A 15,021-nucleotide genomic window follows, 5' to 3' on the forward strand; every position below is an offset into this window, starting at 1 on the left:
CCGGACGTGTACGGCCGGGCGAAGCGAACGGGCGGCCCCGGGTGGGAGCCGCCCGTCCGGCGAGGTCGTTCAGGCCCGGATCGGGCCCGCAAGCGCAGCGGTCGGGCCGCGGCTTACTTGATGACCGTCTTCGCTTCCTTGAGCAGATCCGGCGACAGCGTGACGCCCTGCTTCGCGGCCGCGCCCGTGTTCGCGAACAGTTCGAGGTTGCTGCTCGTCTCCGACGCGATCGCGCCCGGCTTCTCGCCCTTCAGGATGCGCGCGACGACTTTGCCCGTCTGGCGGCCGAGGTCGCCGTAGTTGATGCCGAGCGCCGCGATGCCGCCGCGCTTCACGCTGTCGGTGTCGCCGGCGACGAGCGGAATCTTCGCTTCGTTCGCGACCTTCACGAGCGCTTCGTACGCGGACACGACGTTGTTGTCGGTGTTCGTGTAGATCACGTCGACCTTGCCGATCAGGCTCTTCGCGGCCGGGCCGATGTCGACGGTACGCGGCGCGGCCGCTTCCTTCAGCGTCATCCCCTGCTTCGCGAGGATCTCCTTGAGCTCCTTCACGACCACGACCGAGTTCGCCTCGCCCGGGTTGTAGACCATGCCGACCGTCTTCGCATTCGGGACGACGCGCTTGATCAGCGCGACCTGGCGATCGAGCGGCAGCTTGTCGGACACGCCCGTCACGTTGGTGCCCGACGGGCCCCAGCCCTTCACGAGCTGCGCGGCGACCGGATCGGTCACGCCCGAATAGACGACCGGCACGCTCTTGGTCGACGCGACCACCGCCTGCGCGGCCGGCGTCGCGATCGCGACGATCACGTCGGGCTGGTCGCCGACGAACTTGCGCGCGATCTGCGCAGCCGTGCCCGTGTTGCCCTGCGCGCTCTGGTATTCCCACTTGAGCTTGTCGTCGCCGTAGCCTTCCGCCTTCAGCTCGGCGCGCACGCCGTCGCGGATCGCGTCGAGTGCCGGGTGGTCGACGATCGACAGCACCTTGACGGTCTGTGCGTGCGCGGCACCTGCCAGCGCGAGTGCGGCCACGCCGGCCGTGATCGAACGGATCGCGAAAGTCTTGAAACGCTTCATGGGTGTCTCCCCCGTATTGTGTCGGTTCTGGATGATGGATTCCCGCCGCCGTCATGCGGGCGCCGCCACGCGTGCAACGCGGTGGCGGCCGGCCCGCGCATGCCCCGGGAAGGCGTGCAGCGGCGAACGCACGAGGATACCATTTCCGCAGACCACCGCCTGACTCCGCGCTTTCGCGAAGATGCCGGTCCGCGGCGCCCGACGGGGCGCCACTCCCGCGCGCGAAGGCTGCCCGGCGGCGGCTCCCGTCGGCCCGGCGCAACGCGTCAGCCGCGCTCGCGGCTTTACGTTATGCTGTCGGCCGACCCAGTCCACTCCTTCGGAGAGCACATGAAACGGGGGATCCGAGCCATCGCATTCGCGGCCGCCGCGCTGGCGCTGCCAGGTGCGGCGTTCGCGCTGACCGACGGCAGTGCGCAATACGACGAGTGCATGCTCAATGCGCTGCGCGAAAGCCGCAACGGTGCGGCGGCCCAGCTGATCCAGCGCTCCTGCGACGCGCTGTATCGCAACAACGCGATGCTGCTGCCGCGCGAGCGGCGCTTTCACGAGTGCGTCGTGCAATCGCTGCCGGGCGTGCGCGACAACTATGCGATCCAGCAGATCATGTCGATCTGCTCGCGGCGCGGCGAGATGTGAGCCGGCGCTGAACCCGATGCACCCTGTGGGCGTCGGCCGGCCGCGCACATAAAAAAGGGCCTGCGCGATGCAGGCCCTTTTCATTCAGCGGGACGACCTGTGTGCGGCGTTCAGAACGACGCGACCATCGAGCCCTTGAACTGCTTCTTGATGAATTCCTTCACTTCCGGCGACTGGTACGCCTTGACCAGCTTCTTCACCCATGGCTGATCCTTGTCCTTCGCGCGCACGGCGATCACGTTCGCGTACGGGCTCGTCAGCGATTCGAGCGCGATTGCGTCCTTGGTCGGCTGCAGGTTCGCGGCGAGCGCGTAGTTCGTGTTGACCACGGCCGCGTCGACGTCCGACAGCACGCGCGGCAGTTGCGCGGCGTCGAGTTCGGAGATCTTCAGCTTCTTCGGGTTGTCGGCGATGTCGAGCACCGTCGCGTTGTTGCCGCCCGTGCCGGCGCCCGCCTTCAGCTTGATCAGGCCCTGCGTCTGCAGCAGCAGCAGCGCGCGGTTCTCGTTCGACGGATCGTTCGGCACCGCGACCTTCGCGCCTTGCGGCAGGTCCTTTAGCGCCTTGAACTTCTTCGAGTACACGCCCATCGGCGAGATGTAGGTCAGGCCAGCGGTGACCAGCTTGTAGCCGCGCTGCTTCACCTGGCTGTCGAGGTAGGGCTGGTGCTGGAAGCTGTTCGCGTCGAGGTCGCCCGCGTCGAGCGCCGCGTTCGGCTGGACGTAGTCGTTGAACTCGACGACCTTCACGTTCAGGCCTTCCTTCTCCTTCGCGACCTTCTGCACGAGCTGCCACACTTCCGAATCCGGGCCGGCGACCGTGCCGACCTTGATCACCTTGTCTTCGGCGTGCGCACCTGCCGACAGCGTCAGCGCTGCACCGGTGGCCAGCACGGAAAATACCTTCAGGAGACTGCGACGCTTCATCTGTTTCTCGCTTTCTTGCTTGACTGAAATGGGGCGCGATACGGGTATGCCCCGACTCGCTGGAAGGGGCAAATGGTGTCACAGGATCGGCGGGAAGTGAAATACATCCCGCTCATATGGGTATGCACCGCAGCGGTGCTGGCGGAGGTGGCGCGACTCGGCCGTTAGTTGCGTTTATGCGAGTCGCGCGTCAGCCTGGGTACGTCACGCCACCGTCGCCTGACCCGCCACCTTCGTATCGAATGCAGGTTCGCCCACCTGCCCGCCGACCCGGAACGCGCCGACCGCGTCGCGCAGCCGCGCGGCCTGTTCCTGCAGCGACGCGGCGGCGGCGGCGGCCTCCTCGACGAGCGCCGCGTTCTGCTGCGTCACCTGGTCCATCTGCGTGACCGCGCGCCCGACCTGCGTGATGCCGCTCGCCTGCTCCTCGGACGCGGCCGCGATCTCGCCCATGATGTCGGTCACGCGCGCGACGGCCTGCAGGATCTCGCCCATCGTCGTGCCGGCCTGGCCGACCAGCGTCGACCCGTTGCGCACGCGCTCGACCGAGTCGACGATCAGCTCGCGGATCTCCTTCGACGCCGTCGCGCTGCGCTGCGCGAGCGAGCGCACTTCGCCCGCGACCACCGCGAAGCCGCGGCCTTGCTCGCCGGCGCGCGCGGCTTCGACCGCCGCGTTCAGCGCGAGGATGTTGGTCTGGAACGCGATGCCCTCGATCACGCCGATGATGTCGGCGATCTTGCGCGAGCTGTCGTCGATCTGGCCCATCGTGCCGATCACGCGGTTCACGACGTCGCTCCCCGTGCGCGCGATCTCCGATGCGCTGTTCGCCAGCCCGCTCGCCTGCCGCGCGTTGTCGGCGTTCTGCTTCACCGTCGCGGTCAGCTGCTCCATGCTCGCGGCGGTTTCTTCCAGCGACGCGGCCTGCTCCTCGGTGCGCTGCGACAGGTCGTCGTTGCCGGCCGAGATCTGGCGGCTCGCCGACGCGATCGATCCGGCCGACTGGCGAATCCCGCCGATCGTCGCCTGCAGCCGCGCCTGCATGTCGTGCATCGCGGCCATCATGCTCGTGCGGTCGCCCGCGCGCACCGGCACCGGCTGCGTCAGGTCGCCCTGCGCGATGCGCGCCGCGAGCGCGGCCGCTTCGTCGGGCTCGCCGCCGAGGCTGCTGCGCACGTTGCGGATGATCACCAGCATCGCCGCGCTGATCACGAAGCCGATCACGAACACGACCGCGAGGTGGCCGAGCAGCGTCCGGTAGTAGATGGTGTCGATGTCCTTCAGGAAGACGCCGCTCGAGATGTTCCAGTCCCACGGCGTGAAGCGCGTGACGTAGCTGATCTTCGGCACGGCGGTCTCGCTGTGCGGCAGGCGCCCGCGGTATTCGGCGAAGCCGCTGCCGGTTTCCTTCGCCGCGTTCAGGATCGTGACGAACAGCGGCTTGCCGTCCGGGTCGAGATAATCGCCGACCTGCGTGCCGACCAGCTTCGGCAGCGTCGGATGCATCAGCACGACCGGCTTCGAGTCCATCACGAACACGTAGCCCGAATCGCCGTAGCGCATCGCGGCGAGGCTCGCGAGCGCATCGCGCTTCGCGTCGGCCTCGGGCAATGTGCCGCTCTGCGCGAGTGCGTGATACGCCTTCACGATGCCGGCCGCCGAGTCGACGAGATTCGCGATGCCTGCCTTGCGTTCGGCGAGCATCGTCGCGCGCGTCTCGTACGCGCTCCATGCGCCGACGCCCAGGAGACCGATCCATACCAGCGCAAGCGCGAGCCACAGCTTGCGGTTCAAACTCATTCTGCTCATCTGCGTGCCTTTGTCGATGTCGATGCGCACGCTGCGCGCGAACGGCCTGCCGCGCGCAAACGCTTGCCCTTTTATTTACGGCATCGAGGCTTACAACTTGAATACGCGCAGCAGCCGCGAACCGGCGATCAGCACGCCGCCCCGCACCGCGACCGCCGGCGCGACAGCCCGCATCCGCTGTGCTAAAAAGACCGGCTAGCCGGCACACGAAGAGCCGGCACCATTCCGGGGGCCATCCATGTACGTCATCGATATTCACTACACCGCATCGCTCGAACGCATCGACGATGCGCTCGAACGCCATCGCGCGTTTCTGCAGCCGCAGTTCGACAAGGGCATCTTCATCGCGGCCGGGCCGAAGGTGCCGCGCGAAGGCGGCGTGATCCTCGCGGCCCGCATCGATCGCGACGAGCTGGACGCGATCCTGAACACGGATCCGTTCGTCATCGAAGGAATCGCCACGTATCGCGTGACGGAATTCCGGATCACGCGCGCCGCATCCGGCTTCAACGTGCCCGCACTGCCGTAACGCGACGCCTGCGCGATGCGCGCGCAGGCCGACACGCCGCCCGACGGGCGGCGCATGCACACAACAAGGAAAGAGGAAAAGCGTGACGGCGCGTGGCGGCCGTCACGTGATCGCCGGGCCGGGCGCCCGGCGGCTTCCGGTCAGTCGACCAGCAGCTTCAGGTCGTGGACCCACGGGCCGGGGCCCTGGCCGTCGCGCACGAACAGGCGCAGCTTGCCGTCGCGGTCGAACACGTAGCTCGCGGCGGTGTGGTCCATCGTGTAGCTGCCGGGCGTCTTGCCGGTCACCTTCGCGTAGTACACGCGGAAATCCTTCGTGACCTTCTTCAGTGCGGCTTCGTCGGCCGGCCGCAGGCCGATGAACGACGGATCGAACGCGGGCACGTACTGGCCGAGCAGCGCCGGCGTGTCACGCTCCGGGTCGACGGTGACGAACAGCACCTGCACGCGCTTCGCGGCATCCGGCCCCAGCTGCTTCAGCGCTTCGGACAGCTCGGCCATCGTCGTCGGGCACACGTCCGGGCAGTGCGTGTAGCCGAAGAACATCACGACCGCCTTGCCCTTGAAGTCGGCCAGCGTGCGCACCTTGCCGGCCGTATCGGGCAGCGAGAAGTCGCTGCCGAACTGCGTGTTGCCGGTGATGTCGAGATTCTGGAATTTCGGCGCGTTGTCGCATCCGGCGAGCAGCAGCGCTGCCGTGAATGCGCATGCGAGCATCCAGCCTTGGCGCGCGCGGCGCCCGAACCGTGATTGGAGCATTGCGTTCAAACCGTGCGGTTACACGCCGAGCAGCGGGCGTGCATAGTGATCGACGAGCAGCGCGGCGAACAGCAGCGACAGGTAGACGATCGAGTAGCGGAAGGCCTTGCGGGCGAGTTCATCCGAATAATCGCGATGGATCTTCCACGCATACGCGAGGAACACCGCGCCGAGCAGCACCGCGCTCGTCAGGTAGACGGCCCCGCTCATCCCGGAGATGAACGGCATCAGCGTGACCGCGAACAGGATCACCGTGTACAGCAGGATGTGCAGCCGCGTGAACTTCTCGCCGTGCGTGACGGGCAGCATCGGCAGCCCCGCATTCTCGTAATCCTTGCGGCGATAAAGTGCGAGCACCCAGAAATGCGGCGGCGTCCACACGAAGATGATCAGCACGAGGATCCACGCGTCGCCCGGCACCGCGCCGGTGACCGCGGCCCAGCCGAGCGCCGGCGGCATCGCGCCCGACGCGCCGCCGATCACGATGTTCTGCGGCGTCATCGGCTTGAGCAGCAGCGTGTAGATCACTGCGTAGCCGACGAAGGTGGCGATCGTCAGCCACATCGTCAGCGGGTTCGTGAACGTATAGAGCGTCCATGCGCCGACGCTGCCGAGCACGGCCGAGAAGATCAGGATCTGCGGCGTCGTGATCTCGCCGCGCGCGGACGGGCGCCACGCGGTACGACGCATCATCGCGTCGATCTTCTGTTCGACGAGGCAATTGATCGCGAACGCGGCGCCGGCCAGCAGCCAGATGCCGACCGTGCCGCCGATCAGCACATGCCACGGCACCATGCCCGGCGTCGCGAGGAACATGCCGATCACCGCGCAGAACACCGCGAGCTGCGTGACACGCGGCTTCGTCAATGCCATGTACTGCGAAAACCGGCTACCGGGCGATTGGGAGAGGGTGCTTTGCATGGGGGCGGTCACGCCGGGGCGGCGTCGCGCGCAGGCTGCGCGACACGGCCGGGGCGGCTTGAAAGGATGCGAAAGTTTAACATGACGACGAGCAGCAGCAGGATCGCGGCCCCGCCGTTGTGCGCGACGGCGACCGGCAGCGGCCACTGCAGCACGATGTTGGTCAGGCCCGTCACGAACTGCAGCAGGACGACCAGCAGCACGCCGTTCGCGGGCCGCCGCAGCGACTCGAAGCGGCGCATCTTCAGCGCGAACGCGACCAGGTACGCGACCACGACGAACGCGAACGTGCGGTGCGTCCAGTGGATCGCGACCAGCGCGTCCTGCGTGATCGCCTCGCCGTCCTTCGTCATCCCGAGCGCGCGCCACAGGTGGAAGCCGTGCTGGAAGTCCATCGGCGGGATCCACTGGCCGTTGCAGGTCGGGAAGTCGGTGCACGCGAGCACCGCGTAGTTGGTGCTCACCCAGCCGCCGAGCGCGATCTGCACGACCAGCAGCACGAGCGCCGCGAGCGCGGCCGCGCGATAGCGGCCGGCTTCGGGGTCATGCGACGGCAGCGGCGTCTGCCGCGCCGCGAGCCAGCCGAGCGTGCCGAGCAGCGTGAGGCCGAGCAGCAGGTGGATCGTGACGATCACCGGCTGCAGCTTCATCGTGACCGTCCATGCGCCGAACGCGCCCTGCACGAGGATCAGCAGCAGCAGGCTCGTCGGCCACCACGGCGACACGTGCAGCGGACGGCGGCGCAGCCGCGCGGTCCACGCGATCACGACCTGCGCGATGATCAGCACGCCGATCGCCATCGCGAAATAGCGGTGGATCATCTCGATCCACGCCTTCGACATGCTGACGGGGCCCGTCGGCATCGCCTGGTGCGCGGCCGTGATCGCGGCGTGCGCGATGAACGGCGACGACGTGCCGTAGCAGCCGGGCCAGTCCGGGCAGCCGAGCCCCGAATCGGTCAGCCGCGTGAAGCCGCCGAACATCACCAGGTCGAGCGTCAGGAAGGTGGTGATCCACACCAGCTTGCGAAACTTGTTGTCGTCGGCCTTCACCCACACGTACGACAGCGGCAGCAGCGCGATGCAGAAGCCGATCAGGCCGAGTTGCAGTAGATACGACATCGGTTCATTGCCTCTCGTATTGCCTTAGCCGATGCTCGACCACTTCAGCAGCTTCGTCACGTCCGCCTTGATCTTGCTGGGGTTCGGATCCTTCGGGAAGCGCATCATCAGGTTGCCGTTCGGGTCGACCATGTAGATGTGGTCGCTGTCCTTCGTGCCCGCGTCGGCCGGCAGCCACGCGGCCACCGCGGCCGGATCGGCGACGAGCCGGCGCGTATCCGGGTACGCATCCAGCACCTTCTGCGGCGTCGCGCCTGTATCGCTGCGCAGCCACACCATCGTGATCCGGTGCCGCTCGCCTGCCTGCGTGACGCGGATCTGGCGCATGAAATAGAGTTTCTCCGCGCATGCCTTGTCGCACGCGCTGCTGTCGGTCATCACGAACAGCCACACGCCGCGCAGCGACGACAGCGGCACGGTCTTGCCGGTTTCGTCGGTCACCTGCAGATCCGCGGGGATCGGGCGCTGCGGCTCGATCAGCGTGCCGTAGTTGGTCGAGCCACCCTTCGGCTTGATCACGTAATAGGTGAAGTACGACGCGATCATCGGTGCGGCGCACACGAGACCCAGCAGCACGAGCATCCAGCGGCCGCGCTTGCGGGCCGCCGGCGAGATCGGCGCAGCGGCCGGACCCTGACGGGAAGATTGCATGGACAAATCAGACCTCTCGAAACGAACCCGCGGCGTCCTCGCCGCGTCCGGGCATCGCATTCACGCGTCGGACGACTTCTTCGCCGCGCGTCGCGCCGCGTACAAGCCGAAACCGAGCGCGGCCGCCGCCATGCCCCACCACTGAAACATGTAACCGTAATTGCGCTCGACGCCGGTCGTCGCCGCCGGCCAGTCGCGCACGAGCTTGTCGCCGTCGTCGCTCGTCTGCTGGATCACGAACGGCTGCAGCGGCAGCCCCGTTTCCTTCGCATACGCGGCGACGTCCAGGTTCTGCCGGATCTTCTGGTGTGCCGCCGACCCGCCTTCGCCGAGCTCGAACGCACGCGACGCGTCCGCGCGCGCGATGCCCACGACCTCGACGTCGCCCGCGGGCGTCGCGAACGGCTCGATCGTCGTGCGATCGGAGATATTGCGCGGTAGCCAGCCGCGGTTCACGAGCACGACGCCGCCGCCCGTGAGTTTAAACGGCATCACGACGTAAAAACCCGGCTGGTCGTTATACGGCCGATTGTCGAGAAACACGGCCTGCTCGGGCAGGAAACGGCCCGTGGCCCGCACGCGATGGAACTCGATCGACGCGAGCGGCATCGGCTGCGCGCCGACGTCGACGGGCGCCGCCTGCTCGTAGCGCTCGATGCTCGCCTGCAGCGCTTCCTTCTGGTGCGCGCGGTCGCGCTGCCAGAAACCGAGACGGATCGTGACCGCGACGACGACGAGAATCAGCAGTGCAGGCAGCCAGCGGATCTTCATCATGCGGCCCGCCCGGCACCTGCCCGAAAGCGAAGTGCGATAATTATCCTCTTCCTTTCGAATTGCCGTCGTCCGGTTCGTGTCATGCACATACTCGTTCCCATCGCCTTCGTCCTCATCATTGCCAGCATGGGCTCGGCGCTCTACTTCATGATGCACGACCGCGGCCACACGAAACGCATGGTCTGGTCGCTCGCCACCCGCGTCGGGCTGTCGGTGTCGCTGTTCCTGCTCATCCTGATCGCGAACGGGATGGGCTGGATCCATTCGACCGGCCTGCCGATCGGGCGTTGATCCGTTTGCCGCCGCGGCCGCTGTGACATTTCGCCGCACGGCCGCGCCACCAAGCAAAAGCGCCGCCTGACTGAGTCGTGGCGGCGCCAGGGTGGTGAAGGCCGGCAGTCAGGCTGCCCGGCCGACCCCAATGAAAACGGCCCGCGCATTGCTGCGCGGGCCGTTGTTCCATTTACAGCCAGTAGACGACGACGTACAGGCCGAGCCAGACGACGTCGACGAAGTGCCAGTACCACGCGGCGCCTTCGAATGCGAAGTGGTGATCGGGCTTGAAGTGGCCGCGGATCATCCGCACCAGCACCACCGCGAGCATCGTGCCGCCGAGGAACACGTGGAAACCGTGGAAGCCCGTCAGCAGGAAGAACGTCGAACCGTACACACCCGAGTTCAGCGTCAGGTTCAGTTCGTTGTACGCGTGGTAGTACTCGAAGCCCTGCAGGAACAGGAAACAGATACCGAACGCGAGCGTCGCGGCCAGCCAGGCGATCGCCTTCTTGCGATGATCGTCACGCAGCGCGTGGTGCGAGATCGTCAGCGTCACGCCCGACGACAGCAGGAATGCCGTGTTCAGCGTCGGGATCGGCCACGGGCCCATCGTCTTGAAGTGACCGGCGAGCGCGGCGGGGCCTTCGTTCGGCCACACGGCGGAGAAATCCGGCCAGATCAGCTTGTAGTCGAGGCTGCCGAGCTGGTGCAGCGCGATTTCACGTGCATAGAACAGCGCGCCGAAGAACGCGCCGAAGAACATGACTTCCGAGAAGATGAACCAGCTCATGCTCCAGCGGTACGACTTGTCGACGTTCTTGCCGTAGTGACCGCCTTCCGATTCGGCGATCGCGTCGCCGAACCAGTGATACAGCGTAAAGAGCAACCAAAGCAGGCCGAGCAGCGCCGTAAACGGCGCCCAGTCGTGACCGTTGATCCACAGCGCTGTCGATCCGAGCATGACCAGCAGGCCGATGGCCGCGCTGATCGGATGCTGCGACGGATGCGGCACGAAATAGTACGGGGTCTGGTTTTGACCGCTCATGCTTGATTCTCCACTTCAGTCCAATTTGTGTACCGGAAACCGCTCCGGCTTTATTTCTTGCGCGGCGTGACCACCACCGCTCCTTCCTGCACGCGGCGCCGTGGCGCCGCGCACTGCATTCTTTCGTGGCCGCGGGCTTCAGCCCACGACGGCACGCACGATCAGGATCAGCACGCCGATGAACACACCGGCTGCCAACAACGCGACGATCAGCACGTGCAGCGGATTCAGCTGCGTCGCGTCGGCCTCCAGGTCGCGCCGCTTGCGCACCCCGAAGAACGACCACAGCACCGCTTTCAGCGCCTGGCCGAACGTCCCGCCCCGCTTCTCCGTCATCGCCCCGCCTCCGTCGTCATGCGTCCGGCTTCGCCGCGCCCTGCGCCGCGGTCTTGCCCGGCGCCGGCGCCGGCGTGGCCGGCGTATTCAGCTCGAAGAACGTGTACGACAGCGTGATCGTCTTCACATCCTTCGGCAGTTTCGGATCGATCACGAACACCACCGGCATCTTGCGCGACTCGTTCGCGGCCAGCGTCTGCTGCGTAAAGCAAAAGCACTCGATCTTCTTGAAGAACTCCGTCGCCTGTTTCGGCGCGTAGCTCGGAATCGCCTGGGCAACGACCGGCCTGCCCTGCCCGTTCGTCACGTCGTACACGATCGTCGTCAGTTCGCCCGGATGCACGTCGAGACTGTTGTGCTCCGGCTTGAAACCAAGCGGGCCGCGCGCGTTCGCATCGAACTCGACCGACACCGTGCGGCTGTAATCGACCTGCGAGTTCTTCACCTCGCGCTCGCTGACATCGCGCTGCACCAGGTTGTTGATGCCGGTGATCTGGCAGATCGCCCGGTACATCGGGATCAGCGCGAAGCCGAAACCGAACATCAGCCCGGCCACGACGAAGAGCTTCACCAGCATCGAACGATTGAACGCGCGATCGACGGCGCCCTCTTCCGGCTTCGACATACGACAACTTCCTCGCTACTGCGTCCGTTACTGCATCAGTGTGTGGACAGCCACCACTGCTTGATCACGACACCCATAAAAAAGACGGCGGCGATGACGAGCAGGATGAGGCCGAGCCGCTTGTTACCCGCGCGAATCTGCTCGGGCGTTCGTCTTTCTTGTGGATTCCGGTTCATCTGACACTTCGGTTCGGCGCCCGCCGCGCCTGCCTGCAACGGCAGGCAGCGGCGGAGCGCACGGTGAAACTTATTCGACGTGCGGCGGTTGCTCGAACGTGTGGAAGGGAGCCGGGCTCGGCACCGTCCACTCGAGGCCCGTCGCGCCATCCCACGGCTTGTCCGACGCCTTTTCCAGCTCGCCGCCGCCACGGTAGGCCGGCAGCGCGACTGCGAACAGGAAGTACACCTGTGCGAGGCCGAAGCCGAATGCACCGATCGTCGCCACCTGGTTGAAGTCCGTGAACTGCGCCGGGTAGTCCGCATAGCGACGCGGCATGCCTGCGAGACCGACGAAGTGCATCGGGAAGAACGTCAGGTTGAAGAAGATCATCGACGCCCAGAAGTGGATCTTGCCGCGCGTCTCGTTGTACATCCAGCCCGTCCACTTCGGCGCCCAGTAGTACCAGCCCGAGAACAACGCGAACAATGAGCCTGCCACCAGCACGTAGTGGAAGTGCGCCACCACGAAGTAGGTACCGTGATACTGGATGTCGAGCGGCGCCATCGCGAGCATCAGGCCCGTCAGACCGCCGAACGTGAACACGAACAGGAAGCCGATCGCGAACAGCATCGGGGTTTCGAACGTCATCGAGCCGCGCCACATCGTCGCGAGCCAGTTGAACACCTTCACGCCCGTCGGCACCGCGATCAGCATCGTCGCGTACATGAAGAACAGCTGGCCGGTGACCGGCATGCCCGTTGCGAACATGTGGTGCGCCCAGACCATGAACGACAGGATCGCGATCGAAGCCGTCGCGTACACCATCGAGCTATAGCCGAACAGCGTCTTGCGTGCGAACGCCGGGATCACCTGCGACACGATCCCGAACGCCGGCAGAATCATGATGTACACCTCGGGGTGGCCGAAGAACCAGAAGATGTGCTGGTACATCACCGGATCGCCGCCGCCTGCCGCGTTGAAGAACGACGTGCCGAAGTGGCGGTCGAACAGCACCATCGTGATCGCGCCTGCCAGAACCGGCATCACCGCGATCAGCAGGTAGGCCGTGATCAGCCACGTCCATGCGAACATCGGCATCTTCATCAGCGTCATGCCCGGTGCGCGCATGTTCAGGATCGTCACGACGATGTTGATCCCGCCCATGATCGACGACGCGCCCATGATGTGCACCGCGAAGATCGCGAAGTCCATGCCCGGGCCCATCTGCGTCGACAGCGGCGCGTAGAGCGTCCAGCCGGCGGCCGTCGCGCCACCCGGCGCGAAGAACGAACCGACCAGCAGCACGGCCGCGACCGGCAGCAGCCAGAAGCTGAAGTTGTTCATCCGCGCGAACGCCATGTCGGACGCGCCGATCTGCAGCGGAATCATCCAGTTCGCGAAGCCGACGAACGCCGGCATGATCGCGCCGAACACCATGATCAGGCCGTGCATCGTCGTGAGTTCGTTGAAGAACTCCGGACGCATGATCTGCAGGCCCGGCTCGAACAGCTCGGCCCGGATGGCGAGCGCCATCACGCCGCCCGACAGGAACATGATGAACGAGAACAACAGGTACAGCGTACCGATGTCCTTGTGGTTGGTGGCGAACAGCCAGCGCCGCCAGCCGTGCGGCATTTCGTGCGCGTGGTCGTCGTGCGCGTGGTCCGCGGCTACGTCGTGCCCGATGCTAGACATGAGAATCTCCTAATGCGAATACGTCGACTAACTCAGCGACACGTCAAGCCGCCGGGCCGATCTCGACACGCCGGGCTTCCTTCGCGTCCGCCCCGCCCGTGATCGTTTCCGGCTTTTTGAGAATAATGTGGTCTTCCGCCACGCCTGCTGCCTTCAGCGCGTCGCGCACGGCTTGTGCGCGATGCTTCGCCAGTTCGGCGTTCGCGTCGGCCGAGCCCGACTTGTCGGTAAAGCCCGACAGCGCGAGCTTCGCGTCCGGATGTGCCTTCGCATAGTCGGCCGCGGTGGCGATCGCCGCTTTCGCGTCGGCCGGCAGCACGCTCTTGCCCGTCTCGAAGTAGATCGTCGACAGGGCGGCCGAGGCCGCTGCGGCCGGCTGCTCCGCGCCCGACGCGGCTTGCGCCGGCGCCGAAGCTGCTTCGGCCGGTGCGGCTGCCGCTGCGCCCGCCGCGTCTTCCGGCATCTTGCCGTTACGCGCGTCGGCCACTTGCTTCGGCTGCAGCAGGTCGTTCTTGTGGTTGCCCCACGAGTTGCGTTCGTACGTGATGACCGATGCGATGTCGAGATCCGACAGCGACGCCCACGACGGCATCGCGCCCTTGCCGTGCAGCACGCGCTCGACGTGGCCGGCGATCGGGCCGTTCACGATCGCGCTGCCGTCCATTGCCGGGAATGCGCCGAGACCCTTGCCGTTCACCTGGTGGCAGGCTGCGCAGTTCGCCTTGTAGACGTCCTCGCCGTGCGCGACGAGTTCAGCCATCGTGTAGACCTTGTTCGGATCGACTGCGGCGCTGGCCAGCTTGGCCTTCTGCGCGGTGACCCACTTCGCGTAGTCGTCTTCCGACAGGACTTCGACGACGACCGGCATGTACGCGTGTTCCTTGCCGCACAGCTCGGTACAGAAACCGCGGAACGTACCGACCTTGTCGGCCTTGAACCACGTGTCGCGCACGAAGCCGGGGATCGCATCCTGCTTCACGCCGAACGCGGGCACGTACCACGAGTGGACGACGTCGTTCGCGGTCGTGATGATGCGGATCTTCTTGTTGACCGGCACGACGAGCGGGTTGTCGACTTCCTGCAGGTAGGTGTCGGTGATCGGCTTCTTGCCCATCACTTCGTCACGCGGGGTGCTGAGCGTCGACAGGAAGCCGATGCCCTCGCCCGGGCCCTTCACATAGTCGTAGCCCCACTTCCACTGGTAGCCGGTGACCTTGATCGTGAGATCGGCGTTCGTCGTGTCCTTCATCGCGACGACGGCCTTCGTCGCCGGCAGCGCCATCAGCACGACGATGACGAACGGCACGATCGTCCAGATGATCTCGACGGTCGTGCTTTCATGGAAATTGGCGGCCTTGTGGCCCTTGGATTTGCGGTGCGCGAAGATCGAATAGAACATCACGCCGAACACGCCGACGAAGATCACCGTACACAGGATCAGCATCATCGTGTGGAGATCGTAGAGCTCCTCGGCGATCTTCGTGACAGGCGGCTGAAAGTTGATCTCGTTGACGCGGGGGCCGCCCGGGCTATCACCGACCGCCAGGGCGGCACCGGCAAAGAGCAATCCGCTGCATGCCAGCACGCCCGTGAGGGCTCGCTTGATTGTTTTCATAGCATCCTTACCCAAAATTTCCATTCAAACCCTCCCCCGTCGCAAGCCGCCGGCCATATCCGC

At 65.9% G+C, this 15,021-nt stretch carries 18 protein-coding genes; 4 read left to right on the forward strand and 14 right to left on the reverse strand.

Annotation, left to right across the window (positions count from 1 at the left end):
* Positions 1-113: 113 nt before the first annotated feature.
* The gene (locus tag ACN8ZM_RS15285) at positions 114-1,079 is read right to left on the reverse strand and encodes an ABC transporter substrate-binding protein (protein ID WP_043187240.1); all 966 of its coding nucleotides are present in this window, start codon (positions 1,077-1,079) and stop codon (positions 114-116) included.
* A 330-nt stretch (positions 1,080-1,409) separates the two neighbouring features.
* Between ACN8ZM_RS15285 and ACN8ZM_RS15290 the strand changes: the two genes are divergently transcribed.
* A complete protein-coding gene (locus ACN8ZM_RS15290; protein ID WP_420210245.1) occupies positions 1,410-1,718 on the forward strand; it encodes a VF_A0006 family four-cysteine protein in 309 nt (102 codons plus the stop codon).
* A gap of 110 nt (positions 1,719-1,828) precedes the next feature.
* Here ACN8ZM_RS15290 and ACN8ZM_RS15295 read toward each other — a convergent pair whose 3' ends face one another.
* Both ACN8ZM_RS15295 and ACN8ZM_RS15300 read right to left on the reverse strand, forming a co-directional pair.
* Entirely contained in the window at positions 1,829-2,644 is an 816-nt protein-coding gene (locus ACN8ZM_RS15295; protein ID WP_043187236.1) for a MetQ/NlpA family ABC transporter substrate-binding protein, read from the reverse strand.
* A gap of 204 nt (positions 2,645-2,848) precedes the next feature.
* The gene (locus tag ACN8ZM_RS15300; RefSeq protein ID WP_420210246.1) at positions 2,849-4,453 is read right to left on the reverse strand and encodes a methyl-accepting chemotaxis protein; all 1,605 of its coding nucleotides are present in this window, start codon (positions 4,451-4,453) and stop codon (positions 2,849-2,851) included.
* Between ACN8ZM_RS15300 and ACN8ZM_RS15305 the strand changes: the two genes are divergently transcribed.
* Together ACN8ZM_RS15305 and ACN8ZM_RS15310 are read left to right on the forward strand one after the other, a co-directional pair.
* Positions 4,428-4,652 (forward strand): hypothetical protein, encoded by a 225-nt coding sequence (locus ACN8ZM_RS15305; protein ID WP_420210247.1) that lies wholly within the window; start codon positions 4,428-4,430, stop codon positions 4,650-4,652. The genes ACN8ZM_RS15300 and ACN8ZM_RS15305 overlap by 26 nt on opposite strands.
* 39 nt (positions 4,653-4,691) lie before the next feature.
* The gene (locus ACN8ZM_RS15310; RefSeq protein WP_043187235.1) at positions 4,692-4,982 is read left to right on the forward strand and encodes a YciI family protein; all 291 of its coding nucleotides are present in this window, start codon (positions 4,692-4,694) and stop codon (positions 4,980-4,982) included.
* 140 nt (positions 4,983-5,122) lie between these two features.
* On the opposite strand, the gene ACN8ZM_RS15315 is transcribed toward ACN8ZM_RS15310, so the two are convergent.
* The 5 genes from ACN8ZM_RS15315 to ACN8ZM_RS15335 are packed head-to-tail and all read right to left on the reverse strand — an operon-like array spanning position 5,123 to position 9,204.
* Positions 5,123-5,740 carry an SCO family protein gene (locus ACN8ZM_RS15315; RefSeq protein ID WP_420210248.1) on the reverse strand — a complete coding sequence of 206 codons (618 nt, stop codon included), beginning with the start codon at positions 5,738-5,740 and terminating at the stop codon, positions 5,123-5,125.
* A gap of 18 nt (positions 5,741-5,758) precedes the next feature.
* Complete coding sequence (gene cyoE / locus ACN8ZM_RS15320; RefSeq protein WP_011353269.1) at positions 5,759-6,661, reverse strand: heme o synthase; 903 nt, start codon at positions 6,659-6,661, stop codon at positions 5,759-5,761.
* An 8-nt stretch (positions 6,662-6,669) separates the two neighbouring features.
* Positions 6,670-7,782, reverse strand: coding sequence for a COX15/CtaA family protein (locus ACN8ZM_RS15325; protein ID WP_043187231.1), 1,113 nt, complete (start codon positions 7,780-7,782; stop codon positions 6,670-6,672).
* Positions 7,783-7,806: 24 nt separating this feature from the next.
* On the reverse strand, positions 7,807-8,433 hold the full coding sequence (locus tag ACN8ZM_RS15330; RefSeq protein ID WP_043187229.1) for an SCO family protein: 627 nt from the start codon (positions 8,431-8,433) through the stop codon (positions 7,807-7,809).
* 60 nt (positions 8,434-8,493) lie between these two features.
* Positions 8,494-9,204 (reverse strand): SURF1 family protein, encoded by a 711-nt coding sequence (locus ACN8ZM_RS15335; RefSeq protein WP_301768942.1) that lies wholly within the window; start codon positions 9,202-9,204, stop codon positions 8,494-8,496.
* An 84-nt stretch (positions 9,205-9,288) separates the two neighbouring features.
* On the opposite strand from ACN8ZM_RS15335, the gene ACN8ZM_RS15340 reads away from it, so the two are divergent.
* Positions 9,289-9,498 (forward strand): twin transmembrane helix small protein, encoded by a 210-nt coding sequence (locus tag ACN8ZM_RS15340; RefSeq protein WP_043187227.1) that lies wholly within the window; start codon positions 9,289-9,291, stop codon positions 9,496-9,498.
* Positions 9,499-9,670: 172 nt separating this feature from the next.
* On the opposite strand, the gene ACN8ZM_RS15345 is transcribed toward ACN8ZM_RS15340, so the two are convergent.
* The 6 genes from ACN8ZM_RS15345 to coxB all read right to left on the reverse strand — a co-directional run bounded on the left by ACN8ZM_RS15345 (position 9,671) and on the right by coxB (position 14,982).
* The gene (locus ACN8ZM_RS15345; protein WP_011353274.1) at positions 9,671-10,528 is read right to left on the reverse strand and encodes a cytochrome c oxidase subunit 3; all 858 of its coding nucleotides are present in this window, start codon (positions 10,526-10,528) and stop codon (positions 9,671-9,673) included.
* Positions 10,529-10,666: 138 nt separating this feature from the next.
* Positions 10,667-10,864 (reverse strand): DUF2970 domain-containing protein, encoded by a 198-nt coding sequence (locus ACN8ZM_RS15350; RefSeq protein WP_043187225.1) that lies wholly within the window; start codon positions 10,862-10,864, stop codon positions 10,667-10,669.
* 16 nt (positions 10,865-10,880) lie between these two features.
* Positions 10,881-11,489, reverse strand: coding sequence for a cytochrome c oxidase assembly protein (locus tag ACN8ZM_RS15355; RefSeq protein ID WP_043187224.1), 609 nt, complete (start codon positions 11,487-11,489; stop codon positions 10,881-10,883).
* Between the two features lie 35 nt (positions 11,490-11,524).
* Positions 11,525-11,665 (reverse strand): cytochrome oxidase small assembly protein, encoded by a 141-nt coding sequence (locus ACN8ZM_RS15360; protein ID WP_043187223.1) that lies wholly within the window; start codon positions 11,663-11,665, stop codon positions 11,525-11,527.
* 70 nt (positions 11,666-11,735) lie between these two features.
* Positions 11,736-13,343, reverse strand: a complete 1,608-nt coding sequence (ctaD, locus tag ACN8ZM_RS15365; protein WP_031401318.1) for a cytochrome c oxidase subunit I — start codon at positions 13,341-13,343, stop codon at positions 11,736-11,738.
* Positions 13,344-13,386: 43 nt separating this feature from the next.
* Positions 13,387-14,982, reverse strand: a complete 1,596-nt coding sequence (gene coxB / locus ACN8ZM_RS15370; RefSeq protein WP_043187220.1) for a cytochrome c oxidase subunit II — start codon at positions 14,980-14,982, stop codon at positions 13,387-13,389.
* Positions 14,983-15,021 lie beyond the last annotated feature (39 nt).

It is taken from the genome of Burkholderia aenigmatica, assembly GCF_048627025.1.
Classification (GTDB): domain Bacteria; phylum Pseudomonadota; class Gammaproteobacteria; order Burkholderiales; family Burkholderiaceae; genus Burkholderia; species Burkholderia aenigmatica.